This is a genomic window from Kitasatospora sp. NPDC059327, assembly GCF_042752535.1.
In the GTDB taxonomy this organism is placed as follows: Bacteria; Actinomycetota; Actinomycetes; order Streptomycetales; family Streptomycetaceae; genus Kitasatospora.
Genome location: NZ_JBHYYB010000060.1, coordinates 34,094 through 55,625 on the forward strand (window position 1 = coordinate 34,094; position 21,532 = coordinate 55,625).

Annotated in this window: 20 protein-coding genes; 8 read left to right on the forward strand and 12 right to left on the reverse strand. The window is 71.9% G+C overall.

Annotated features, from left to right (window positions below; all coding sequences use genetic code 11):
* Window positions 1-42: 42 nt before the first annotated feature.
* The 4 genes from ACFXHB_RS29615 to glgX all read right to left on the reverse strand — a co-directional run bounded on the left by ACFXHB_RS29615 (window position 43) and on the right by glgX (window position 6,961).
* Complete coding sequence (locus ACFXHB_RS29615; protein ID WP_380577749.1) at window positions 43-795, reverse strand: class I SAM-dependent methyltransferase; 753 nt, start codon at window positions 793-795, stop codon at window positions 43-45.
* Between the two features lie 120 nt (window positions 796-915).
* Window positions 916-2,802, reverse strand: coding sequence for an ABC transporter ATP-binding protein (locus ACFXHB_RS29620; protein WP_380577750.1), 1,887 nt, complete (start codon window positions 2,800-2,802; stop codon window positions 916-918).
* A complete protein-coding gene (locus ACFXHB_RS29625) occupies window positions 2,799-4,634 on the reverse strand; it encodes an ABC transporter ATP-binding protein (RefSeq protein WP_380577751.1) in 1,836 nt (611 codons plus the stop codon). The genes ACFXHB_RS29620 and ACFXHB_RS29625 overlap by 4 nt, the downstream gene beginning before the upstream one ends.
* A 101-nt stretch (window positions 4,635-4,735) precedes the next feature.
* Window positions 4,736-6,961 (reverse strand): glycogen debranching protein GlgX, encoded by a 2,226-nt coding sequence (gene glgX, locus ACFXHB_RS29630; protein ID WP_380577752.1) that lies wholly within the window; start codon window positions 6,959-6,961, stop codon window positions 4,736-4,738.
* Window positions 6,962-7,211: 250 nt separating this feature from the next.
* On the opposite strand from glgX, the gene ACFXHB_RS29635 reads away from it, so the two are divergent.
* The 4 genes from ACFXHB_RS29635 (at window position 7,212) to ACFXHB_RS29650 (ending at window position 12,054) form a co-directional block, all read left to right on the forward strand.
* On the forward strand, window positions 7,212-8,450 hold the full coding sequence (locus ACFXHB_RS29635; RefSeq protein ID WP_380577753.1) for an Ig-like domain-containing protein: 1,239 nt from the start codon (window positions 7,212-7,214) through the stop codon (window positions 8,448-8,450).
* 221 nt (window positions 8,451-8,671) lie between these two features.
* The gene (locus tag ACFXHB_RS29640) at window positions 8,672-9,943 is read left to right on the forward strand and encodes an Ig-like domain-containing protein (protein ID WP_380577754.1); all 1,272 of its coding nucleotides are present in this window, start codon (window positions 8,672-8,674) and stop codon (window positions 9,941-9,943) included.
* 188 nt (window positions 9,944-10,131) lie between these two features.
* Window positions 10,132-11,379: an Ig-like domain-containing protein gene (locus ACFXHB_RS29645; RefSeq protein WP_380577755.1), complete on the forward strand. Its 1,248-nt coding sequence runs from the start codon at window positions 10,132-10,134 to the stop codon at window positions 11,377-11,379.
* Window positions 11,380-11,577: 198 nt separating this feature from the next.
* Window positions 11,578-12,054: an ATP-binding protein gene (locus ACFXHB_RS29650; RefSeq protein ID WP_380577756.1), complete on the forward strand. Its 477-nt coding sequence runs from the start codon at window positions 11,578-11,580 to the stop codon at window positions 12,052-12,054.
* A gap of 414 nt (window positions 12,055-12,468) precedes the next feature.
* On the opposite strand, the gene ACFXHB_RS29655 is transcribed toward ACFXHB_RS29650, so the two are convergent.
* From ACFXHB_RS29655 to ACFXHB_RS29680, 6 genes are all read right to left on the reverse strand, one after another.
* On the reverse strand, window positions 12,469-12,909 hold the full coding sequence (locus ACFXHB_RS29655) for a hypothetical protein (protein WP_380577757.1): 441 nt from the start codon (window positions 12,907-12,909) through the stop codon (window positions 12,469-12,471).
* Window positions 12,909-13,319 (reverse strand): helix-turn-helix domain-containing protein, encoded by a 411-nt coding sequence (locus ACFXHB_RS29660; protein ID WP_380577758.1) that lies wholly within the window; start codon window positions 13,317-13,319, stop codon window positions 12,909-12,911. Before ACFXHB_RS29660 ends, ACFXHB_RS29655 begins: the two co-directional genes overlap by 1 nt.
* Before the next feature lie 62 nt (window positions 13,320-13,381).
* Window positions 13,382-13,741 carry a type II toxin-antitoxin system RelE/ParE family toxin gene (locus tag ACFXHB_RS29665; RefSeq protein ID WP_380577759.1) on the reverse strand — a complete coding sequence of 120 codons (360 nt, stop codon included), beginning with the start codon at window positions 13,739-13,741 and terminating at the stop codon, window positions 13,382-13,384.
* Window positions 13,742-13,807: 66 nt separating this feature from the next.
* On the reverse strand, window positions 13,808-14,695 hold the full coding sequence (locus tag ACFXHB_RS29670; protein WP_380577760.1) for a hypothetical protein: 888 nt from the start codon (window positions 14,693-14,695) through the stop codon (window positions 13,808-13,810).
* A gap of 231 nt (window positions 14,696-14,926) precedes the next feature.
* Entirely contained in the window at window positions 14,927-15,133 is a 207-nt protein-coding gene (locus ACFXHB_RS29675) for a DUF397 domain-containing protein (protein WP_380577761.1), read from the reverse strand.
* Entirely contained in the window at window positions 15,130-15,915 is a 786-nt protein-coding gene (locus ACFXHB_RS29680) for a helix-turn-helix transcriptional regulator (protein WP_380577762.1), read from the reverse strand. The genes ACFXHB_RS29675 and ACFXHB_RS29680 overlap by 4 nt, the downstream gene beginning before the upstream one ends.
* A 182-nt stretch (window positions 15,916-16,097) precedes the next feature.
* Between ACFXHB_RS29680 and ACFXHB_RS29685 the strand changes: the two genes are divergently transcribed.
* The 3 genes from ACFXHB_RS29685 (at window position 16,098) to ACFXHB_RS29695 (ending at window position 18,269) form a co-directional block, all read left to right on the forward strand.
* Window positions 16,098-16,508 carry an ATP-binding protein gene (locus tag ACFXHB_RS29685; protein ID WP_380577763.1) on the forward strand — a complete coding sequence of 137 codons (411 nt, stop codon included), beginning with the start codon at window positions 16,098-16,100 and terminating at the stop codon, window positions 16,506-16,508.
* A gap of 247 nt (window positions 16,509-16,755) precedes the next feature.
* On the forward strand, window positions 16,756-16,974 hold the full coding sequence (locus ACFXHB_RS29690) for a ferredoxin (RefSeq protein ID WP_380577764.1): 219 nt from the start codon (window positions 16,756-16,758) through the stop codon (window positions 16,972-16,974).
* Window positions 16,975-17,063: 89 nt separating this feature from the next.
* The gene (locus ACFXHB_RS29695; RefSeq protein WP_380577765.1) at window positions 17,064-18,269 is read left to right on the forward strand and encodes a cytochrome P450; all 1,206 of its coding nucleotides are present in this window, start codon (window positions 17,064-17,066) and stop codon (window positions 18,267-18,269) included.
* A gap of 153 nt (window positions 18,270-18,422) precedes the next feature.
* Here ACFXHB_RS29695 and ACFXHB_RS29700 read toward each other — a convergent pair whose 3' ends face one another.
* Together ACFXHB_RS29700 and ACFXHB_RS29705 are read right to left on the reverse strand one after the other, a co-directional pair.
* Window positions 18,423-18,881: a hypothetical protein gene (locus ACFXHB_RS29700; protein WP_380577766.1), complete on the reverse strand. Its 459-nt coding sequence runs from the start codon at window positions 18,879-18,881 to the stop codon at window positions 18,423-18,425.
* A 218-nt stretch (window positions 18,882-19,099) separates the two neighbouring features.
* Entirely contained in the window at window positions 19,100-19,822 is a 723-nt protein-coding gene (locus ACFXHB_RS29705) for a TetR/AcrR family transcriptional regulator C-terminal domain-containing protein (protein ID WP_380577767.1), read from the reverse strand.
* A 139-nt stretch (window positions 19,823-19,961) separates the two neighbouring features.
* Between ACFXHB_RS29705 and ACFXHB_RS29710 the strand changes: the two genes are divergently transcribed.
* Window positions 19,962-21,461: an MFS transporter gene (locus ACFXHB_RS29710; RefSeq protein ID WP_380577768.1), complete on the forward strand. Its 1,500-nt coding sequence runs from the start codon at window positions 19,962-19,964 to the stop codon at window positions 21,459-21,461.
* Window positions 21,462-21,532: the final 71 nt, after the last annotated feature.

Sequence of the window (21,532 nt, forward strand, 5' to 3'; positions counted from 1 at the left end):
GGTCCGGCCCTCCCCACCGCGCCGGGCCGCCCGGGGCGCGGCCTACCGGACGGCGGCGACCAGGGCGTCCGTGACGGAACGCCAGGTCACCCCGGCCTCGCGGAACCCGGCCTCGACGAGCCGCGCGGTGTGCCAGTCGGCGGGGTGCGACTCGCCGTCGGCGTGCGAGCCGTAGATCGCCCCGCGGGCGGCGACCTGCTCGGCGAGCAGCGGGTCGGCCGCGGCCGCCGCCCACCAGCCGGCCCAGTCGAGGACGCCGTCGGCCCGCTCGCGCTCCTGGCGGCGCTGCTGGAAGGCCTCGTCGGCGGCGGTGAGCAGCGGGATCGACGTCTCGGGGGCGTGGTCGGCGTTGAGGAAGACACCGCCGGGGCGGATCAGTTCGGCCAGGTCCCCGTAGAGCCGGACGAGGTCGTCGGCGCGCAGCCAGTGCAGGGCGGTGGCGGTCACCACGGCGTCGTACGGGCCGGCCGGGAGCCGGGTGGCCCAGTCCGGATCCTTGAGGTCGGCGGTCACCAGGGTGAAGCGGGGTTCGTCGGCCAGGAGGCCGCGGGCGATGGCCATCAGCGCCGGGTCCTGGTCGACGCCGACGCTGGCCGCGCCGGGCAGCCGGGCGAGCAGCCGCTCGGTGATGCTGGCGGTGCCGCAGGCCAGGTCGAGGACGCGCGGTGCGGGGCCGGTGACGGCCTCGACCACGTCCAGCATGGCGCGGAACCGTTCCTCGCGGTCGGGCAGGTACCACTCCTGCTGGCGGTCCCAGCTGCGCTGCCAGTCCTGCCAGTGCGTCCGGTCGGTCACGTCCCGCTCCCTCGGTCGTCGGCCCGGGGGCCGGTGGGTCCGAGGTCCACGGTAGGCCCTTTCGGTAATGGATGAAAGGGCCTCGCGGCTATTACCCCTTTGGTGGTGCCCGACCGGGCGTCAGACCAGACTGTCCCGCCAGGCCTGGTGCAGCTCGGCGAAGCGGCCGGAGCCGTCGATCAGCTCCTGCGGGGTGCCGTCCTCGACGATCCGGCCCTGGTCCATCACCAGGACGCGGTCGGCGATCTCGACGGTGGAGAGCCGGTGGGCGATGATCACGGCCGTCCGTCCGGCCAGCACCGTGCGCATCGCCCGCTGCACGGCCTGCTCGCCCGGCACGTCCAGCGAGCTGGTCGCCTCGTCCAGGATCAGTACCGCCGGGTCGGCCAGCAGCGCGCGGGCGAAGGCGACCAGCTGGCGCTGGCCGGCCGAGATCCGGCCGCCGCGCTTGCGCACGTCGGTGTCGAAGCCGTCCGGCAGGGCGGCGACGAACTCGTAGGCGCCGATGTCCCGGGCGGCCTGCTCGACCTCCTCGCGGGTGGCTCCCGGCCGGCCGATCGCGATGTTCTCCGCGACGGTGCCGGAGAACAGGAAGGACTCCTGCGTCACCATGACCACCCCGCGGCGCAGCTCGGGCGTGGCGAGGTCGCGCAGGTCCACCCCGTCGAGGGTGATCCGGCCGCCGCTCGGGTCGTAGAAGCGGGCCAGCAGCTTGGCCACCGTCGACTTGCCCGCACCGGTCGCCCCGACCACGGCCACGGTCTGGCCGGCCGGCAGCACCAGGTCGAAGGCGGGCAGCACCTCCTTGCCGGAGTGGTAGCCGAAGCGCGTCTTGTCGAACTGCACCTCGCGGCCCTTCGCGAGGGAGCCGGCCGGCGTCGCGGGGAGCTCCTTCGGCTCGGCGGGCTCGGCGACGGTCGGCTCGTGGGCGAGCAGGCCGGCGATCTTCTCCAGCGCGGCGGCGGCGGACTGGTAGCTGTTCAGGAACATCGCCAGCTGGTCGATCGGGTCGAACAGCCGGCGCAGGTAGAGCACGAACCCGGTGAGCACACCGAGCTCCACCGCGCCGTCGGTGACGAGGAAGGCGCCGAGCAGCACCACGCCGGCGCTCCAGACGTTCGCCGTGGCGCGGGAGAGGCCGACGTAGCGGGCGATCTCCAGCAGGCCGTCCGCCGTGGCGGCGGCCGACTGCCGGTTCACCACCGCGAACGCGGCGTCGTTGGCCCGCTCGCGGCGGAAGGCCTGGACGGGGCGGATGCCGTTCATGGTCTCGGTGAAGCGCACGATCAGCGAGGCGGCGGAGGTGCGCGAGCGGCGGTAGACCCGGCGCGAACGGCGCCGGAAGGACCGGGCGATCAGGAAGAGCGGCACGAAGGAGGCCAGCGAGACCAGGCCGAGCCGCCAGTCCATCACCAGCAGCAGCACCGAGATGTAGAAGACCGAGAGGAAGACGGTCAGCAGCTCCTGGAGGCCCTCGGAGAGCAGCTCGCGCAGCGCGTCCACGTCGGAGGTGGCGCGGGAGATGATCCGGCCCGAGGTGTACCGCTCGTGGAAGTCCAGGCTGAGCCGCTGGGCGTGCCGGAAGATCCGGCCGCGCAGGTCCAGCAGGATGTCCTGGTTGATCCGGGCGCTGATCTTGATGAAGGCCCACTGCAGGACGGTGCTCAGCAGTGCGAAGGAGAGGTAGGCGCCGATCACCGCGACCAGCGGCCCGGCGTCGTGGTCGCGCAGCGCCGGGATGCCCCGGTCCATCGCGATCGCCACCAGCAGCGGGCCGGACTGCAGCGCCGCCTGCTGGAGCAGGATCACCACCATCGCGACGGTGACCCGGGCCCGGTGCGGGCCGAGCAGCGAGCGCAGCAGCTCGCGCGGCGCGCCCGGCGGGACGGGGATGTCCTCCTCGTCGGCCGGTGGCGGCGGGAGCTCCTCCTCGGCCGTGGCCGTGGTGGCCCTCGGGTCCGTCGCGGGCTTCCCGGACTTCTCGGCGGGTTCGATCGTGGTGGTCATCGGGCGGGGCCCCTCTCCGGTACCAGGGCGGCCTCGCCCGACATCAGTTCGCGGTAGCGCGCCGAGGTGCGCAGCAGCTCCTGGTGGGTGCCGACGGCCTCGATCCGGCCGTCCGCGAGCACCGCGACCCGGTCGGCGAGCAGGACGGTGCTCGGCCGGTGGGCCACCACCAGCGCGGTGGTGGAGCCGAGCACCTGGCGCAGGGCCCGCTCGACGAGCGCCTCGGTGTGCACGTCCAGCGCGGAGAGCGGGTCGTCCAGGACGAGGAAGGCCGGGGCGCCGACCACCGCGCGGGCCAGCGCGAGCCGCTGGCGCTGGCCGCCGGACAGGCTCAGGCCCTGCTCGCCGACCTCCGTCTCGACCCCGCCGGGCAGCTTCTCGACGAAGTCGGCCTGGGCGGTGGCGAGCGCGGCCCGGAGCTGGTCGGGCCCGGCCCCGGGTGCGCCCATCAGGACGTTCTCCCGGACGGTGGCCGAGAACAGGGTCGGCTCCTCGAAGGCGACCGAGACCAGTTCGCGCAGCCGCTCCCGGGAGAGCTCGGCGACGGGCCGGCCGTCCAGGGTGATGGTGCCGCCGGTGGCCTCGTACAGCCGGGGGAGCAGGGCGGTGAGCGTGGTCTTGCCGCTGCCGGTGGCGCCGACCAGGGCCATCGTCTCGCCGCTGCGGATGTGCAGGTCGATGCCCCGGAGCAGGTCGGGGGTGCCGGGCGGGGCGTCCGGGTAGCGGAAGCGGACGCCGGTGAGCCGGATGCCGTCGGGGGTGGTGCCCCGCGAGGCGGCGGCGGTGGCAGCACTCGCGGCGGCCGCGGTGTCCGGGCGCGGGTCGTCGGCGGGTTCCGGCTCGTCCAGCACCTCGAAGAAGCGGTCGGTGGCGGTGGCGGCCTCGTTGGCGTAGGCGAGCAGCCAGCCGAGCGACTCGACCGGCCAGCGCAGCGCGAGCGCGGTGGAGAGGAAGGCGACCAGGGTGCCGGTGCTCAGCTCGTCGTGCGCGACCAGGTAGCAGCCGGCCGCGAGCGCGCAGCCGAGCGCCAGCTCGGGCAGGCCGACGATGACCGCCCAGAGGTTGGCGAGCAGACCGGCCTTGCGCAGCTCGGTGCGGCGCAGGTCACGGGCCTGGGCGCGGAACCGCTCGGCCATCGACCGGTGCCGGCCGAAGGCCTTGAGGATGCGGATGCCGAGGATGGACTCCTCGATGACGGTGGCGAGGTCGCCGTTCTGGTCCTGGGCACGGCGGGCGGCGCCGGAGTAGCCGGCCTCGAAGCGCCGGGTCAGCACGATCAGCGGGCCGGCGGGCAGCAGCACGATCAGTGCCAGCCGCCAGTCCTGGGTGAACATCAGCGCGGTGCCCGCGAGGAAGGTCGCCGTGTTGACGACCAGGAAGACCAGCGGGAAGGCCAGGAACAACCGCATGGTGTACAGGTCGGCGGTGGCCCGGGAGAGCAGCTGGCCGGAGCCCCAGCGGTCGTGGAAGGAGATCGGCAGCCGCTGCAGCCGGGCGAAGAGGTCGCCGCGCATCGCCGTCTCCACCGCGGCCAGCGGCTTGGCCAGGATGACCCGGCGCGCGTAGAACAGGGCCGCCTCGAAGAGGCCGAGTGCGACCAGCAGGCCGATCAGTGGCCAGAGCGCGTCGAGGTCGTGGTCGGTGATCGGCCCGTCGACGATTCGGCCGAGAACGATCGGGACGAGCAGCACACTGAGCGCGGCGAGCAGTGCCGCGCTGACGGAGGTGGCCAGTCGCCAGCGGATCACGCGGGCGTACGGCCACAGGCGCAGCAGCGAGCGGACCGTCGACCGGCGGGCGGGCGTGGGGGCGGGGGCTTGGTTCTCGGCCATCGCCGTGAGCGTAGGTCGGGTACCCGTCATTTCTCATCAGGTTTTTCGCACCTGTCGATGAGAACCGGCCACCGGTGCGCGGGGCCGGTGGGGTGCCGGGGTCACCGAGGGGCGGGTGCGCGCAGCAGTCGAAGCGAGCGGCCGGCCAGCAGGGCGGTGTCCGGCGGGGCGGGCGGACCGGCCTCCTCGGCGGCGGTGTCCAGCACCGTCTCGTAGGCCGCCTCCGGTGCGGCCCAGGGCTCGCCGGGCAGCGTGAAGGCCACCGGGTCGGGGCCGGCGTTGAGCAGCAGCAGGAAGCTGTCGTCGCGCAACGGGTGCCCGTGCTGGTCGCGTTCGGACATCGCGGTGCCGGACAGCAGCATCCCGAGGCAGGCCGTCGGGGCGAACCAGTCGGCCTCGGTCATCTCCTTGCCGCGCGGCGTGAACCAGGCGAGGTCGGGCTGGCCGCCGGGCGCGGCGGCCCGGCCGGAGAAGAACGCCCGCTGCCGCAGCACCGGGTGGGCGCGGCGGAGCCGGACGAGGCGGGCGGTGAGGTCGCGCAGCCCGGCCCAGCCCTCGTCCGCCAGCAGCGACCAGTCCAGCCAACTGATCTCGTTGTCCTGGCAGTAGGCGTTGTTGTTGCCGAGCTGGGTGCGGCCGAACTCGTCGCCGGCGGTGATCATCGGGACGCCGGTGGAGAGCAGCAGGGTGGCCATCAGGTTGCGCAGTTGGCGCAGGCGCAGGGACTGGACGGCCGGATCGGTGGTCTCGCCCTCGACGCCGTGGTTCCAGGACCGGTTGTCGTCGGTGCCGTCCCGATTGGCCTCGCCGTTGGCCTCGTTGTGCTTGCGGTTGTAGGAGACCAGGTCGCGCAGGGTGAAGCCGTCGTGCGCGGTGACGAAGTTGACCGAGGCGTAGGGGCGCCGGCCGCCGCGCTGGTAGAGGTCGGAGGAGCCGGAGAGCCGGTAGCCGAGTTCGCGGACGTCCGGGCGGGCACCGCGCCAGAAGTCCCGCACGGTGTCGCGGTACTTGTCGTTCCACTCGGCCCACAGCGGGGGGAAGCCGCCGACCTGGTAGCCGCCCGCGCCGACGTCCCAGGGTTCGGCGATCAGCTTCACCCGGCTCAGCACCGGGTCCTGGGAGACGGCGGCGAGGAAGGGGTGGTCCATCTCGACGCCGTCGCCGCCGCGGGCGAGCGCGGCGGCCAGGTCGAAGCGGAAGCCGTCCACGCCCATCTCGGTGACCCAGTACCGCAGCGAGTCGGTGATCAGCCGGATCACCTGCGGGCGGCGGGTGTCCAGGGTGTTGCCGCAGCCGGTGTAGTCGGCGTAGCCGCGGGGGCGGTTCAGCGGGAGACGGTAGTACCCGGCGTTGTCGATGCCCCGCAGCGAGAGCGTGGGGCCCAACTCGGCGCCCTCGGCGGTGTGGTTGTAGACCACGTCGAGGATGACCTCGATGCCGGCGGCGTGCAGCGCGCGCACCATCCGCTTGAACTCGCCGACCTGGCCGCCGCGGCCGCCCGAGGCGGAGTACCCGGCGTGCGGGGCGAAGTAGCCGACGGTGTTGTACCCCCAGTAGTTGCCCAGCCCGCGGGCCTGGAGGTGGTCCTCACCGGCGTACTGGTGCACCGGCAGCAGCTCGACGGCGGTGACGCCGAGCCCGGTGAGGTGGGCGATCGCGGCGGGGTGGGCGAGGCCGGCGTAGGTGCCGCGCAGCTCCGGCGGCACCTCGGGGTGGCGCATGGTGAAGCCGCGGACGTGCAGCTCGTACAGCACCGTCTCGGCCCAGGGGGTCTTGGGACGGTGGTCGTCGTACCAGTCGTCGTCGTCGTGGACGACGACGGACCGGGGCACGTAGCGCGCCGAGTCGCGGTTGTCCCGGACGGTGTCGGCGACGTCGGCCTCGGGCCAGTTGCGGACGGCGGAGCAGACCGAGTCGTGGGAGGTGTAACAGCCGTCGACGGCTCGGGCGTACGGGTCGAGCAGCAGTTTGGCCGGGTTCCACCGGGCGCCGGTCCACGGGTCCCAGCGGCCGTGGACGCGGAAGCCGTAGCGGGTGCCGGGGCGGACCCCGGGCAGGAAGCCGTGCCAGGTCTGGAAGTTCTGCTCGGTCAGCCGGTGTCTGTTCTCCCGGCCGTCCTCGTCGAAGAGGCAGAGGTCCACGGCCTCGGCCCCGGCCGCCCAGAGCGCGAAGTTGGTGCCCTGGCGCCCCTGGGCATCGGTGCGGAAGCGGGCGCCGAGCGGCTGCCAGCTGCCGGGCCAGGGCGGCTCGGTGCCGGGCCTCGGCGGCTCGGTGCCGGCATCACCGCGCGGCCGCACTCCGGCTTCCAGCTCCTGCCCTGACGCCATGGCCGCACCCTCCCTGGCGGGGTGTCCCGGACCCCGCCACCTTCTCCTTCCCTGATCCTGCTGATCGGAAGCCGCTGAACGACGGCTTACCGGCGGATGGCGGCCGGGGGCGGGGCGACCGGGTGTGCGCGGCGGGCGCCCGCCGGCCCCGGTGGGCCGCCGGGGTGAGATTCACCCGGGCGTCCGCGTGTCCTGTCGGGATTACCCTCGTTGTCCGGGGTATCGGACGGAAACGGCGGGAGGCCCCGGAATGAGGCCCCGAGTACGGGTTTGGGCACGGCGTGCGGCGGCGCTGGGCTGGTGCCTGGCCGTGCTGACGGGGTGCGGCGGTGGCGGGGGCGGTACGGCGCCCGGACCGGGCGAGGACGCGGCGACCCCGGGACACACGGCCCCGCCGCCCCCGTCCCGCGCGGCGATCACCGCGCTGCCCGCCGACGGCGCCCAGGACGTCCCGCCGGACGGCCCGGTCCGGGTCTCGGTGGCCCAGGGGCGGCTGCTCTCCGTCCGGCTGGCCGACGCCAAGGGCACCGAGGTGCCCGGCACCGTCGCCGACGACGGCGCGACCTGGATGCCGGACGGCCCGCTGCCGCTCGGCACCGCGTACACGCTGGACTCGGTGGCCGAGGACGAGCAGGGGCAGCGGGCGAACCAGCACACCGCGTTCTCGACGGTGGCCCGGGCGCACACCTTCGTCGCCTTCTTCACCCCGGAGGACGGCTCCACGGTCGGCGTCGGCATGCCGGTCTCGCTGCGCTTCAGCCGGCCGATCACCGACCGGGCGGCCGTCGAGAAGGCGGTCACGGTGACGGCCGACCCGCCGGTCGAGCTGGCCGCGCACTGGTTCGGCAACCAGCGGCTGGACATCCGGCCGAGGGCGTACTGGGCGGCCGGCACCAAGGTCGCGGTGGCGCTGCGGCTCAAGGACGTGCAGGGCGCGCCGGGCGAGTTCGGCACCCAGGCCAAGGACGTCCGGTTCACCATCGGGCGGGCCCAGGTCTCCACGGTGGACCTGGACGCCCACACCCTCACCGTCCGGGCCGGCGAGGGCGGCAAGGTGGTGCGCACGCTCAAGGTGTCCGGTGGGGACCCGAAGCACACCACCTATCGGGGCGTGCTGGTGGTCTCCGAGAAGTACCGGGTGACCAGGATGAACTCGCAGACCGTCGGGATGGGCGACGAGTACGACATCAAGGACGTCCCGCACGCGATGCGGCTGACCACCTCGGGCACCTTCATCCACGGCAACTACTGGGCCGACCCGGGGGTGTTCGGGACGGCCAACACCAGCCACGGCTGCATCGGCCTGGCCGACGCCAAGGGCGGGGCGAGCAAGGAGAGCCCGGCGGGCTGGCTGTTCGAGCACTCCATCCCCGGGGACGTGATCGAGGTCAGGGCCACCACCGGGGACGTCGTCCCGCCGAGCAACGGGCTCAACGGCTGGAACCTGTCCTGGGCCCAGTGGACCGCCGGCGGCGCCGTCGACCGCTGACCCCCGGGTGCGGTCCTCGGGGCGGCCCCCGGGGCGGTCCCGCACCGAAGATCTTCACCGTTGTTCCACCTGTGATCCGCCGCACGTCCCTCCGGATTCACTCATTCGGCCCAGCTATCCTGCTTGCCGCGCCGAAGTCCGGTGCGAAAGATCGCCGGTCCGGTGCAACCCGTCCGGGCAGACGCGCGTCCATCTGGATGGACACCGGGAGGGGAGAAACCGTGAAGCCGGTTAGGGCGGCCGACGCCGCGATACGCACCACCACCACCAGCCGTCGGATGCGCCGCACTGCGGTCGCGCTCGCGATGGGCGGGGTGCTGCTGCTCACCGCGGCCTGTGGGGACGACAAGAGCGGCGACGGGGGGAGCGGCGGCGGGGACGCGGCCGCGACGGCGGGTGCCGGGGGCACTCCGGCGGCGGGCCAGAGCTCGGCGGCACCGAAGACCTCGGCCGCCGTACTGACCGTCGACCCGAAGGACGGCGCGCAGGACGTCTCGCCGACCAACGCGCTCAACGTCTCCGTCGCCGGCGGCACGCTGACCGCGGTCGACGTGACCGACAAGGAGGGCAAGCCGGTCGCCGGGGCGATGACGGCCGACGGCACCGGCTGGAAGCCCAGCGCGCCGCTCGCCGTCGGCATGGTCTACAAGGTGAGCGCGCAGGCCAAGGACGCCGAGGGGCTGGTGGCCGCGTCCACCACCTCGTTCACCACGCTGACGCCCGAGAAGAAGATCTCCACCAACGACAACATCACCGACAACGCCACCTACGGCGTCGGCATGATCGTCTCGGTGGTCTTCAACAAGGACGTGAAGAACAAGGAAGCCGTCGTGAAGGGGATCACCTTCGAGACGGCCGACGGCGCCACCGAGATCAAGGGCCACTGGTTCGGCGCCCGGCGGCTGGACTTCCGCCCGGCCGAGTACTGGAAGCCCGGTACCAAGGTCACCATCAAGTACCGGCTGAAGAACGTCGAGGTCGCCCCGGGCATCTACGGCGACGTGGACAAGGACGAGCCGTTCACCATCGGCCGCTCCCAGGTCTCCACCGCCGACTCCGCGACGCACCAGATGACGGTGGTCCGGGACGGCCAGCCGCACACCGTGCCGGTGACCCTCGGCGACGAGAAGAACCCGTCCTGGAACGGCGTGATGGTGATCTCCAGCAAGGAGAAGGTCACCCGGATGAACTCGCAGACCGTCGGCCTCGGCGGCGAGTACGACATCCCGGACGTCCCGCACGCGATGCGGCTGACCAACTCCGGCACCTTCGTGCACGGCAACTACTGGGCGAACCCGTTCGGCAAGACCAACGCCAGCCACGGCTGCATCTCGATGCAGGACACCAAGGAGGGCAGCGACGCCTCGGTGGCGGGCAAGTTCTTCAACGATTCGATGATCGGTGACGTGGTCAAGATCGTGAACTCCAAGGAGAAGACGGTCGCGCCCGACAACGGGCTCAGCGGCTGGAACATCGCCTGGGCCAACTGGTAGGCCCTACCCCGCGGTAGCCCCGGTACTCCCGGTACGACGACGACCGGCCCGATCCTCACTCGTTGGGGGCGGGCCGATCGTCGTTCCCGCGCGAAAGCCGCCCGAATGGCGCAACCTTTCCGGTGATTGCCGCGTGTATCTGTCGAGTCCCGTCGTGATCGTGCGGGATCAACGGGAGGGGAGTCGACATGAGGTCGATACGCACAGTGGTTTCCGCCGGTCTGATGGGCGGTGCGCTCGTCCTGACCAGCGCGTGCGGCGGTGGCGGGGGCGGCGGCAGCGCGGCCAAGGCGGAGCTGGCGGGTGGCGCGGCCGCGGGGGCCGCGTCGAGCGCCTCGGCACCGGCCTCCGGGGCGGCCACTGCACCGGCCGCCGCGACGCCGAAGGTGTCGGCGGCGGTGCTGGACATCCAGCCGAAGAACGGCGCGGTGGACGTCGCCCCGAGCGGCGCGCTCAAGGTCGCGGTGGCGGGCGGAAAGCTCACCACGGTCAAGGTGAGCGACAAGAGCGGCAAGGAGGTTGCCGGGGCGATCGCCGCCGACGGCGCCAGCTGGGTGCCGTCCGCCGGCCTCGCGGTCGGCACCGCCTACCAGGTGAGCGCGATGGCGGCGGACGCCAACGGCGTCGTCGCCACGGCGGACAGCGGCTTCACGACGCTGACGCCCGAGCGCGAGGCGAAGGCGAGCGACAACGTCGAGGACAACACCACCTACGGCGTCGGCATGATCGTCTCGGTCGACTTCGACAAGGACGTGAAGAACAAGGACGCCGTCGCCCAGGGCATCACCTTCGAGTCCGACAACGGCACCGTGGTGAAGGGCCACTGGTTCGGCGACCGCCGGCTGGACTTCCGCCCGGAGGCCTACTGGAAGCCGGGCACCAAGGTCACCGTCCACTACCGGCTGAAGAACGTGGAGATCGCCCCCGGCGTCTACGGCGGCGTGGACCGGGACGAGCCCTTCACGATCGGGCGATCGCAGATCTCGTCGGTTGACGCCAAGACGCACCTGATGACGGTGGTCAACGACGGCAAGAGCTCCGTCATCGAGATCACCTCCGGCTCGCCGGAGCACCCGACCTGGAACGGCACCATGGTCGTGATGTCCAAGGAGGGCGTGGTGCGGATGCAGTCCAGCAGCATGCCCGGGATGACCGGGGCCCCGTACGACCTCCAGGTGCCGCACTCGATGCGGCTGACCACGTCCGGCACGTACGTGCACGGCAACTACTGGAGCGACGCCTTCGGCGAGGACAACGTCAGCCACGGCTGCGTCGGCCTCAAGGACGTGAAGGGCGGCGGCAGCGGCACCTCGGCGGGCACCTTCTACGACGGCTCGCTGGTCGGCGACATCGTCACCGTACAGAATTCCTCGCGCGGCAAGGTGGCTCCGGACAACGGTCTCAGCGGCTGGAACCTGGACTGGAGTGCCTGGTAGGAGCCGGTTCGCGGCAACCCGGGCTTGACGCCGGCCCGGCCCGGGTTGCACGCGGCATATGCCGAGCGGGTAGTGATCGTTTGTTCATTGTCCGTACGCGGCCGCTTGCGTTCCGCAATGATGGACCGCATGGCGGGTTGGGGCGAAACAGATCAGTCATCACTTCCTGGGTCCAGCTTGGTCGCTGACGCATCGTGGATGTGTTTCCAGGACGCGCTGGCGGCCTTGGAGCGGCTCAGCTCCGAGGAGCTGGAGCGGATGTACTACGGCAGACTGTGCGACCAGTCGACGCCGGGCGAGATGCGGTTGCCGTCCCGGCCGGAGTCCGGGCCGGTGGCCCGGCGGCTGGTGCTCTCGGTGCTGGAGTCCTGGGAGCTGCACCAGCAGTTGGAGGTCGGCGAGCTGCTCACCAGCGAACTGGTGGCCAACGCGGTGCGGCACGCGGCCGGGCGGACCATCGGGCTCCAGGTGTCGCGCAAGCCGGGCTGGCTGCGGATCGAGGTGCGGGACTCCTCGCGGGCACTGCCCTGCCTGATCCTGGCCGAGCCGCTGCCGATCAACGAGTACGGGCGCGGGCTCAAGATCGTCGACGATCTCGCCGACCGCTGGGGCGCCGATCTGCTGCCGCGCGGCAAGGGCGTCTGGTTCGAGCTGAAGGTGCGCGAGCGGCACTGAGGCGGGCCGGCTTCCGGGGGGCCGCTCCCGCGGCGGCTTCGCGGTGGTCCACTGGCGTACGCGGCCGGAAAACACGCAGGGCCCCCGATCCACCGTGGTCCGGTGCGTGGGGGCCCCTGCAAGTCATCGCGCCGGCCAAGGGGGTGCGTGCCCGCGCGATGGGTGACGGCCTTGCCGGGTCGGGCGGGCCGTAGTCTTGTGTGCCCTCGGCGATTCGTTGACGCCCGCCGTCGGACATCTCGACTATCGCATGGATCTCAGCATGTGGGCAAACCGGTTGGCTTTGATTTCAAGGTTTGTAACCTAGTTCACCTTTGGATTTTGCATAGGTTAACGCTGCTGCCTGAGATTATTCATGCGCGAGTGGTGTAGGCGGTGTGACGGCGGTCTGGTCGAGCGCTCCGCCGGCAGTCGTCAGGTGCTCTGGCCGGGCCCGCGCAGCGAGAGCAGCGGGGTGTCGACACCGAGCTTCGCCGCGCTGCCCTGGAGCGCCTCCCGCAGGAACGGGTAGAGCACCGTCACACCGATCCGGTCGACGAACTGCTGCTGCAGCTCGGCCGACAGCTCGAACGGCGTGCCGAGGACGAACGCGGCCGCCGCGTCCACCACGAAGTCCGCCTGGACGCTCCCCAGTTCGAGCCGACACCGGACCTCCAGGGTGGTCCCGTCGTCGCCCTCGCGGAGCCAGACCGAGAGCGTGGTGCGGGCGTCGGCCTCGGTGCGGGGCTCCTGCTGGTCGAAGAGGCGGCGACCGGACACCTCCAGGAAGGAGACGTCCTCCAGCTCGGTGGCGGCGGTGAGCTCGTCGAGGTTGCTGAACCGCCGGACCGCGCGGCGGGTGGGCGCGCCGGCCATCAGACGGTCACCGACCGCTGGGCGTCGTCGCCCCAGGCCGTCGGACGGCCCTGGGGCGCCCGCTCCCGGACGGCCACCCGGACCTGCACCGCCACCGGCGCGGGCTTCCAGGCGGGGGCCAGGTCGGCGGCGGTGTGGTCGACCATGGTGTACAGCCGGGCGTCCACCGCGCGGGCGTAGCGCTGGAGGGTCGAGTAGCGGGCGTCGCCGCCCACCCGCTCGAACTCGGAGATCGTCGACTGCGAGGTGCCCATCAGCTCCGCCACGTCGCGCTGGGTCAGGCCGCGCTTCTTGCGGGCCACGACCAGCGTCTCCACGAGTTCGGCGTAGGCCTGGGCGTCGTCCAGGCTCGCGGCGACGCGGGGATCCTCCGGGTCGAGGTCGAGCAGATCGTGCAACGTGGGTGCCATGGCCGCCTTCCCTCAGGGTGCTCTCACATTATCGCCCGAAACCGATATCGCGAACCGGGAACTCAGCCGACCTTCGGCCTGCTGCGCCAGTCCCTGAGCCGCCGCTCGGCGGCGCCGCGCTCGTTCGCCGGGGTCTTCTGGGACTTCTTCTGGAAGAACGACAGGGCGAGCAGCACCAGCCCCTCGGACTCCTCCGCGAAGAGCAGGCGGAAGGTGCGGTGATCGCCGGTGAGCCGGACCTCCAGGAGGTCGTTGCCGAGGTCCTTGACGTCCCCAGGCAGGGTCTGCCGCTCCTTGACCCGGTTCATCAGGACGAACAGCCGGGCCCGCTCGTGGGTGGCGAGCCTGGCCTTCTGCAGGTCCTTGACCAGCGGCGTCGAGCCGTCCGCGCCCTCGTAGAAGGACCACTCCCGTGTGTTCAACGCCGCCCACCCCCGCTCTGATCGTGTGCTGATCGGCAGTGTAGGCGGGCGGAGGTGAAGGGGGAATCAAAGGTCCTGCGGCGCGGACCGGTTGGGGCGGCCGGCGGCGCGGACCGCGCCGCGCACCCGGGCCGCGTGCCGGTGCACTGCTTGGGGGGAGAGCCGGGCGGGCGGCGGCGCGGTCGCGGCCCCCGGGCGGCAGGCCCGGCAGAGGCCGCCGAGGAGGGCCCCCGGGCGGCTCGGGGTGCGGCAGTCGGTGCACTCCGGGATCCGAGTGGTGGCGGAGGTCGGCGCGGGCTCCCGGGGGCGCTCGGGCGGCAACTTGTCGACCAGTCGGCGGCGGACGAGGGCGGCCGGGCTGTGCACGGTGGGCGGGAGACCGGCGGTGAGGGCGGTGACGAGGTGGGCGGTACCGACCCCGCGCGCGAGCCACTGGGCGGCGAGCGGTTCGAGGGAGTCGCACTCGCGGGCGGAGAGGGCGAGCCGGGGTTCGGTCAACCCGAGGGTGGCGAGGGCCCGGTGGGCGGGTGACCGGTCCGCCCGGGAGTGCGGACGGCCCTCCGGGGGGACCTGCTCCGGGGCGGGGTCGGGGTCGGCGTCGCCGCCGGTGTCGGTGTCGCCGCCGGTCAGGAACCGGGACCACCAGGCGTCGTCCCGGGCCGTCCGGGAGAAGTAGGTGCGGAACACCCACTGGGTGCGGTCGCCGTCGACACGCTCGCGGACCCGGCGCAGATGTCCGGCGGCGGAGAGGCGGTTGAGGGCGGTGCGGACGGCCTGCTGGCCGTAGTGGGGCTGCTCGCGGGCGAGGGTCTTGGCGTCCATCGCGGCGCCCTCGGGCAGCCGGTCGATCAGACTGGCGAGATACGCCTCACGGCCGGGCAGGTGTGCGAAGTCCTGGGCGCGGTGGGGCTTTTGGTCCGGCGCGGAACGCTTTCCGTAGCCAGGAGACGCCATCGAGGGCAGGTCAGCGCTAAAGTCGTGGGTAGCCACAGGATCGACTGCTTTCGATCGTGCCGGTCAGACCCCCGTCGGTGTTGTCGCACCGGCGGGGGTTGATTCGTTGGTGCGCACGCTACACGGCGTGCGCGCGCCGTGGCGATCGGTGACGATAAGTCATATGGGCTGGCCGGGGCAGTACTTGGGAGGGTGGGTGGGTAGGGGCTACCCACCCATTCCTTCAGGGAGTCACTCGACCGCCGGGGCCTGAGCTTCGGGCGCGAAGGCGAGGAAGGCGGCCCAGGCGGCGGGGGAGAAGCAGAGCTGCGGCCCGGCCTTGTCCTTGGAGTCGCGGACGTGGACGGTGCGGGGTGAGGCGGCGACCTCGACGCAGTTGCCGCCCTCGTAGTCGCTGTAGCTGGACCGGTGCCATGAGCGGGTGCGGGTGCTGGTCATAGCTGCTCTGCTGCCTTCCTGATGAACTCTGCGGAATCCTCAACGCTGAGTGCTTGTGCGCGGATCATCGCCTGTCGTTGGCTGAGCATGCTTACGATTTTGGGATCGGAGTGAAGCGCGTTCGTTTCATGCGTCTCCACATATGCAAACTGCTCATGATTGGCCGTCTCCATGAGGATCATTGATCCAGAGAGGCACGAGGGGGGCCCGTGCTCGAAGGTCAGGATCTGAACACGCACGTTGCGCTGTTGCCTCATGTCCAGGAGGTGATGAAGCTGCCGCTTCATCGTCTGGCTTCCGCCCATGAGGGTTTTGAGGGCGGCCTCGTAGATCGTGAAGCTGAACAGCACGGTCGCCCGTGCCAGCTTGGCCTGGCGATCCAGTCGAGCGGTGATGCGGTCCTCGACGGTTCGGTCATCCACCGGTGGGATCGTGTAGCTCAGAGTCGCCCGCGCATACTCCTCTGTCTGTAGCAGGCCCGGGATGTAGAGAGGCTCGTAGGAGTACAGGGCGATGGCTTCGTCTTCCACCGTTCTGTAGGCGTCCGTTCTGGCGGGGAGCCGTTCCGGGATCAAGAACTCGTATGCCCCGAGGAGGAGGCCCCTCGCGCTGCACAGCTCATCCGCTGTCGCGAGCAGCTTGAAGGAGGGCTTCCGACGTCCTGCCTCCATCGATCGAACACTCTCGATGTCGTAACTGGCCGCGGTGCTCAACTGTTCCCTCGTCACGCCTGCTTGAGCGCGCCATCGCTTGATCTGGTCTCCGCAGTACTTCCAAGCCATCGGTGGCTGTGTCGGTGCGCTCATCTCCTGCCCCCCATTTCACGGTCAGCCAGCGAGTCACGGCTCTCTGTACCCCTGGCGTAACTCCTGAGGTTATGCCTGGTCGCCGAATTCTGGACCGTGAAATGGCCGAACTCCGCCCCTGCGGGTGACGCCAAGGCCTATCCATGCCAAGGACACTGATGATCACTCACCCCGTCGACATCGAGTGGATGTTCCCCCGCCACCCCCGCAGCGTCGGCCGTGCCCGTCACCAACTCCTGCGCCAGGCCTACTCCTGGCGGGTCCCCGACGACACCACCGAGACCGCCCTGCTCCTCCTCAGCGAGCTGGTCACCAACGCCTGCCGCCACGCCCTCGCGCCGCGCGACCGCCTGATCGGCGTCCGGTTCGGCGTCACCGGGTGCGGCGTGCTCCGGGTCGAGGTCGCGGACGCCGATCCGGACCTGCCCGAGCCCCGGCGGGCCGGCCCCGAGGACGAGAGCGGCCGCGGCCTGGAACTGGTCGCGGCCCTCGCCACCGCCTGGGGCGCCCACCCCCGCGGCCCCGGCCGGATCGGCAAGGTGGTCTGGTTCGAGCTCAAGCCGGAGTGAAGTCGTCGGGGCCGTCCGGAAGTCGTCGGGGCCGTCCGCGCGGCCCGGTCCGCCGACCCGCCCGGCGAAGTGCCGCGAGTGGCAACGCATTGGACCGCAACGGGGGTTCACGCACAGGGACCGAATCGGCCATTCTCGATCCGGCCACCGTACCCCTCCGTGAACGGACCAGCGACGGCTAGGTTGACCGTGACAACGAGCGGCGGCCGCCGGGCAGCCGGCGGCGCCCTGGCGAAAGGTGCCCGACATGCAGGTGAGCGTCGACCGGGACCGTTGCTGCAGCTCCGGCATGTGCGTGATCAACGCCCCCGCGGTCTTCGACCAGGACGGCCGGGACAGTCTCGTGGTGCTCCGTCAGACCGTCCTGCTGCCCGAGCAGTTCGATGACGTCAGGCTCGCCTCCGAACTCTGCCCGGGTCGGGCGATCACCGTCACCGGGGACGAGCCCGCGCGGACCGGGGCCTGACGGACCCGGCCGCCGGCCGCGCGGGCCGCCGGGAACCTCCCGGGCCCCGGACCCCACGAGAACACCCGCGACGCGAGGAGACCCCCGCCTTGACCACCGCACCCACCACCCCCGTCCTCCCACTGCCGGCCCGGCACTCCGGCGGCTGCCCGTTCGGCCCGCCGCCCGCGTACCCCGAGGCCGCCGCCACCGGGCCGGTGACCAGGGCCGAGCTGCCCGACGGCGACCTCTGCTGGCTGGTCACCGGCTTCGCCGAGGTCCGCACCGTGCTGTCCGACCGTCGGTTCAGTGCCGACATACGCCACCCGTCCTTCCCGCTGCTGGTCGCCGGCGCCCGCGAGCTGATCACCGACAATCCGGACTTCCTGCGGCTCGACGACCCCGAGCACGCCCGCCAGCGCCGCATGCTCACCGGGGAGTTCCTGGTCAAGCGGGTGGAGGAGCTGCGTCCGGAGATCCAGCGGATCGTGGACGGGGCACTGGACCGGATGACCGCGGGCCGGACCACGGCCGACCTGGTCACCGACTTCGCGCTGCCGGTGCCCTCGCTGGTGATCTGCCTGCTGCTCGGCGTGCCGTACGAGGACCACGACCGCTTCCAGGGCCTGAGCCGCACGATGCTCAGCCGGGAGAGCACCGTGGAGCAGCTCCGGGAGGCCCAGGAGGGGGTCTTCGAGTACCTGCGCGACCTGACGGCCCGCAAGCGCGCACAGCCGGAGGACGACGTCCTCAGCCGGCTCGCGGCGCGGGACGACCTGACCCCGGACGAGGCGGCCGCCATGGGTGTGCTGCTGCTGGTCGCCGGGCACGAGACGACCGCGAACATGATCGCGCTGTCGACCGCGCTGCTGCTGGAGCACCCCGAGCAGATCCCCGGCCTGGCCGACCCGGCCACCCTGCCGGGCGCGGTGGAGGAGCTGTTGCGGCTGCTGACCATCGTGCACACCGGCCTGCCCCGGGTGGCGCTGGAGGACGTGGAGCTGGGCGGCGTCACCGTCCGGGCCGGGGAGGGCGTGATGGCGATGCTCTCCACCGCCAACCGGGACGAGGCGGTGTTCGGCGGCGCCGGCCGTCGGGCGACGGACGAGCTGGACCTTTACCGGGACGCCCGGCGGCAGCTGGCGTTCGGCTTCGGCGTGCACCAGTGCCTGGGCCAGCCACTGGCCCGCGCCGAACTCCAGATCGCCCTGGAGACGCTGTTCCGCCGGCTGCCGGGGCTGCGGCCGGCCGGCGAGCGCGAGTTCCGTACCGAGTCGTTCATCTACGGGATGCGGTCACTGCCCGTGACCTGGTGAGCGGGGCCCGGGGGAGAACTCTCACCGGAGTACCGGGCGGAGCCGTCCGGGCGCCCGTGCGCGGAGCCGGATGACGGGAGCGGTCGCGGTGACGGTGCCCGGGGCAACGGGCACGGCGTGTGATCGTCACCTGCTCGGCCGGACGGCTCCTGGTTAGTAGGTGACCAGGGTCTCCAGCTCGGGGCCGTACCCGTAGCCGTAGTACTCCCGCTGCAGCTGGGGGTTGTTGGGGCCGTACTCGTAGTAGCTGTACGGGGCCCAGTTGACGAGCAGCTGCCCGCCGCCCGGCGTGCGCTCGATGATCTTCACCGTCATGGTCATCGTCCGGGTGTCGCCCGGCGCGATCGGCAGGCGGGGGTGGAACGCGGCGGTCAGTTCGCCGAACGTGCAGTCGGCGACGTCCCCGCCGCAGCCGGTCACCTGGATGAGGCCGTGGCTCTGGTTCAGCGGCCAGTTGGGCTGGAGGAACTCGTAGGCGAAGGAGAGGTCGGTGGACTCGGTGTTCGTCAGGGTGATGGTGACGGTCAGCGTGTCGCCGTTCCCGGCCGTGTGCCGGTCCACCGTGTAGGTGTGGCCGTAGGTGGTCGCGGCGGAGGCCGGGGTGCTGATCATGGCGAGCCCAACTCCGATTGTTAACGCGAGAGTTGATGCAATCCTGCGGATCCGGAAGAGTGTCATGCGGCCGAGGATACGAACCCTTCCCGACTTTGTCGCCAGGGCTTCGGGAGGCCGGCCCGGGGGCGCGGCCCGACGCCGCAGGTGGCGGCGCCGGGGGAGTCGGGCCTGGCCGCTTCCTGCCGCCCCCGCCCCGCGGTCCGTCCCCGTGTCCGCTACGCGCGCGGCAGGCGCAGGGCCAGACCGTCCAGGACGACCTCCAGGCCGTAGTGGAACTTGGAGTCGCGCAGCTCCACCGGGTCGACGTCCAGGGCGGCGTCGTACGCGGTGGCGAGGTGTTCGGTGTCGGCGACGGCCTCCTTGGCGGCGGGCAGCAGGCGCGCGATGAACTCGGCCTCGCTCACGCCGGAGCGGGCGATGGTGGTCAGCCAGGCCGCCTCCGTCGTACTCATGCCGATCACGTACGAGAGTACGGTCTCGATCGCCCGGGACGGCTCGGGGAAGCCGGCGGCGGTGAACAGGGCGGCCATCCGCTCCGAGTAGGCCATCAGGTTGGGGCCCAGGTAGGCGAGGCCGGCCTGGCCGAGGACGGTGGCCAGCCAGGGGTGGCGCAGCGTCGTCGTGCGGAAGGACTCGGCGGCGGTGGTGACGGCGGCCCGCCAGTCGGGGTTGCCGCCGGGCGGCGCGGTCATCTCGCCGAACGCCTCGTCCACCGCCAGCTCCATCAGCTCGTCCTTGGTGGCCACGTGCCGGTAGAGGGAGGTCGCGCCCGCGTTCAGGCGGGCGCCGAGCTTGCGCATGCTGAGCGCCTCGACGCCGTCGGCGTCCAGCATCGTCACCGCCTCGCGGACGATCGCCACCCGGCTGAGCGCGGGTTGCTCGGCCTCGCGCTGCTGCCGCGCCCATACGGACGGGATCGGGTTCGCCTTGGCGGCCATGAGGTCCTCCTCTTCGCGGACTGTCCTGCGTACGCCGTGCGCGCCCAGCGTACAGGCGCACATGGTTGCGCACACTGTTCCTCTCTGCGTACAGTGTGCGCAGCGAACGAACAGCGTGCGCATCTCGGAGGGGAACATCATGGAAGCCCGCAACCCACGCCGTTGGTGGATCCTCGTCGTGCTCTGCCTCAGCACGCTGGTCCTGGTCATCGACAGCATGGCGCTCACCGTCGCCGTCCCGTCGATGACCGAGTCGATCGGTGCCGGCACCCAGGACATCCAGTGGATCCTGGACTCCTACGTCCTGGTGTTCGCCGGGCTCCTGCTCACCTCCGGCAGCCTCGGCGACCGGTTCGGCCGCCGCAAGGTGATGGTCGTCGGCCTGCTGCTCTTCGGAGCCGCCTCGCTGGCCGCGACCTACTGCACCAGCCCCGGTGAGGTCATCGCGGCCCGGATCGCGATGGGCGTCGGCGGTGCGCTGATCATGCCGTCCACGCTCTCGATCCTGATCACCGTCTTCGAGGAGGACGAGCGCGGCAAGGCGATGGCGGCCTGGGGGTCGGTGTCGATGCTCGGCCTGGTCGGCAGCCCGGTGCTCGGCGGCGTCCTGATCGACCACTTCTCCTGGCACTCGATCTTCTTCATCAACGTCCCGGTCGTCGCCCTCGCCGTCGCCGCCGCCCTGACCCTGATGCCGGAGTCCAAGGGCCCCTGGCAGAAGCCGGACCCGCTGGGCGCGGTGCTGTCCGCCGCCGGTATGACCGCCCTGATCTGGTGGATCATCGAGATCCCGCAGCACGGCGCCTTCGGCGGCCGCTCCCTCGTCACCCTGGTCGTCGCCGTCGTCGCCCTGGTCGGGTTCGTGGTCTGGGAGAACGTCACCGACGCCCCGATGGTCCCGCTGGTCCTGTTCAAGCACCGCAACTTCAGCGGCGGCTCGCTCTCGCTGACCCTCGTTCAGATCGGCAACGGCGGTCTGCTCCTCGTCCTCACCCAGTACCTGCAGTTCGTCCTCGGCTACTCCCCGGTCAAGGCGGGCCTCGCGTTCGTGCCGCTGGCCGTCGCCGCGCTGATCGGCAACGGCGCCGGTGCCGGGCTCGTCGCGAAGATCGGCAACCGCCCCCTCGTCCTCGTCGGCATGCTGATCATGGCCGCCGCCTTCGGTCTGCTGACCACCGTCTCCGCCGACAGCGGCTTCACCGTCCCGGCCGTCGCCCTCGGCCTGCTCGGCCTCGGTGCCGGCCTGGCGATGCCGGCCGCCGTCGGCGCCCTGATGGGCACCATCCCCACCGACAAGGCGGGGGTCGGGTCGGCGCTGAACGACACCATCCAGCAGGCCGGTACCGCGCTCGGCATCGCGATCCTCGGCTCCCTGCTCTCCAGCCGGTTCGGCCGGGAGATGCCGGCCGGCAGCTCCGAGCAGGCCAAGCGCTCGATCGGCGACGCCCTGGCCGCCTCCGACGGCGACCCCGCCCTGGTCCGCGCCGCCCGGGAGGCCTTCACCTCCTCGATGTCGACCACTCTCACCATCAGCGCGATCGGCGTCCTCGTGGCCGCCGTCGTCGCCACCCTGGTCATGCGGGACAAGAAGGCCGACCGGGTGGACGCCCCGGCGATGGCGGCCGAGCCGGCCGTCTGAGCCCTGGATCGACAGCGGCGAAGGCCGGCGGTGGGCCTCGGGCCAGCGGACGGGGAGCTGCTCCACGGGGG

Excerpts from the sequence above, each read along its gene's own strand:
- ACFXHB_RS29690 (WP_380577764.1), top strand. The coding sequence starts at position 16,756 with ATGCAGGTGAGCGTCGACCGGGACCGTTGCTGCAGCTCCGGCATGTGC.
- ACFXHB_RS29710 (WP_380577768.1), top strand. The coding sequence starts at position 19,962 with ATGGAAGCCCGCAACCCACGCCGTTGGTGGATCCTCGTCGTGCTCTGC.
- ACFXHB_RS29655 (WP_380577757.1), bottom strand. The coding sequence starts at position 12,909 with ATGGCCGGCGCGCCCACCCGCCGCGCGGTCCGGCGGTTCAGCAACCTC.
- ACFXHB_RS29705 (WP_380577767.1), bottom strand. The coding sequence starts at position 19,822 with ATGGCCGCCAAGGCGAACCCGATCCCGTCCGTATGGGCGCGGCAGCAG.
- ACFXHB_RS29645 (WP_380577755.1), top strand. The coding sequence starts at position 10,132 with ATGAGGTCGATACGCACAGTGGTTTCCGCCGGTCTGATGGGCGGTGCG.
- ACFXHB_RS29685 (WP_380577763.1), top strand. The coding sequence starts at position 16,098 with ATGATCACTCACCCCGTCGACATCGAGTGGATGTTCCCCCGCCACCCC.
- ACFXHB_RS29700 (WP_380577766.1), bottom strand. The coding sequence starts at position 18,881 with ATGATCAGCACCCCGGCCTCCGCCGCGACCACCTACGGCCACACCTAC.
- ACFXHB_RS29620 (WP_380577750.1), bottom strand. The coding sequence starts at position 2,802 with ATGACCACCACGATCGAACCCGCCGAGAAGTCCGGGAAGCCCGCGACG.
- ACFXHB_RS29680 (WP_380577762.1), bottom strand. The coding sequence starts at position 15,915 with ATGGCTTGGAAGTACTGCGGAGACCAGATCAAGCGATGGCGCGCTCAA.
- ACFXHB_RS29625 (WP_380577751.1), bottom strand. The coding sequence starts at position 4,634 with ATGGCCGAGAACCAAGCCCCCGCCCCCACGCCCGCCCGCCGGTCGACG.
- ACFXHB_RS29675 (WP_380577761.1), bottom strand. The coding sequence starts at position 15,133 with ATGACCAGCACCCGCACCCGCTCATGGCACCGGTCCAGCTACAGCGAC.
- ACFXHB_RS29660 (WP_380577758.1), bottom strand. The coding sequence starts at position 13,319 with ATGGCACCCACGTTGCACGATCTGCTCGACCTCGACCCGGAGGATCCC.
- glgX (WP_380577752.1), bottom strand. The coding sequence starts at position 6,961 with ATGGCGTCAGGGCAGGAGCTGGAAGCCGGAGTGCGGCCGCGCGGTGAT.
- ACFXHB_RS29650 (WP_380577756.1), top strand. The coding sequence starts at position 11,578 with ATGTGTTTCCAGGACGCGCTGGCGGCCTTGGAGCGGCTCAGCTCCGAG.
- ACFXHB_RS29670 (WP_380577760.1), bottom strand. The coding sequence starts at position 14,695 with ATGGCGTCTCCTGGCTACGGAAAGCGTTCCGCGCCGGACCAAAAGCCC.
- ACFXHB_RS29635 (WP_380577753.1), top strand. The coding sequence starts at position 7,212 with ATGAGGCCCCGAGTACGGGTTTGGGCACGGCGTGCGGCGGCGCTGGGC.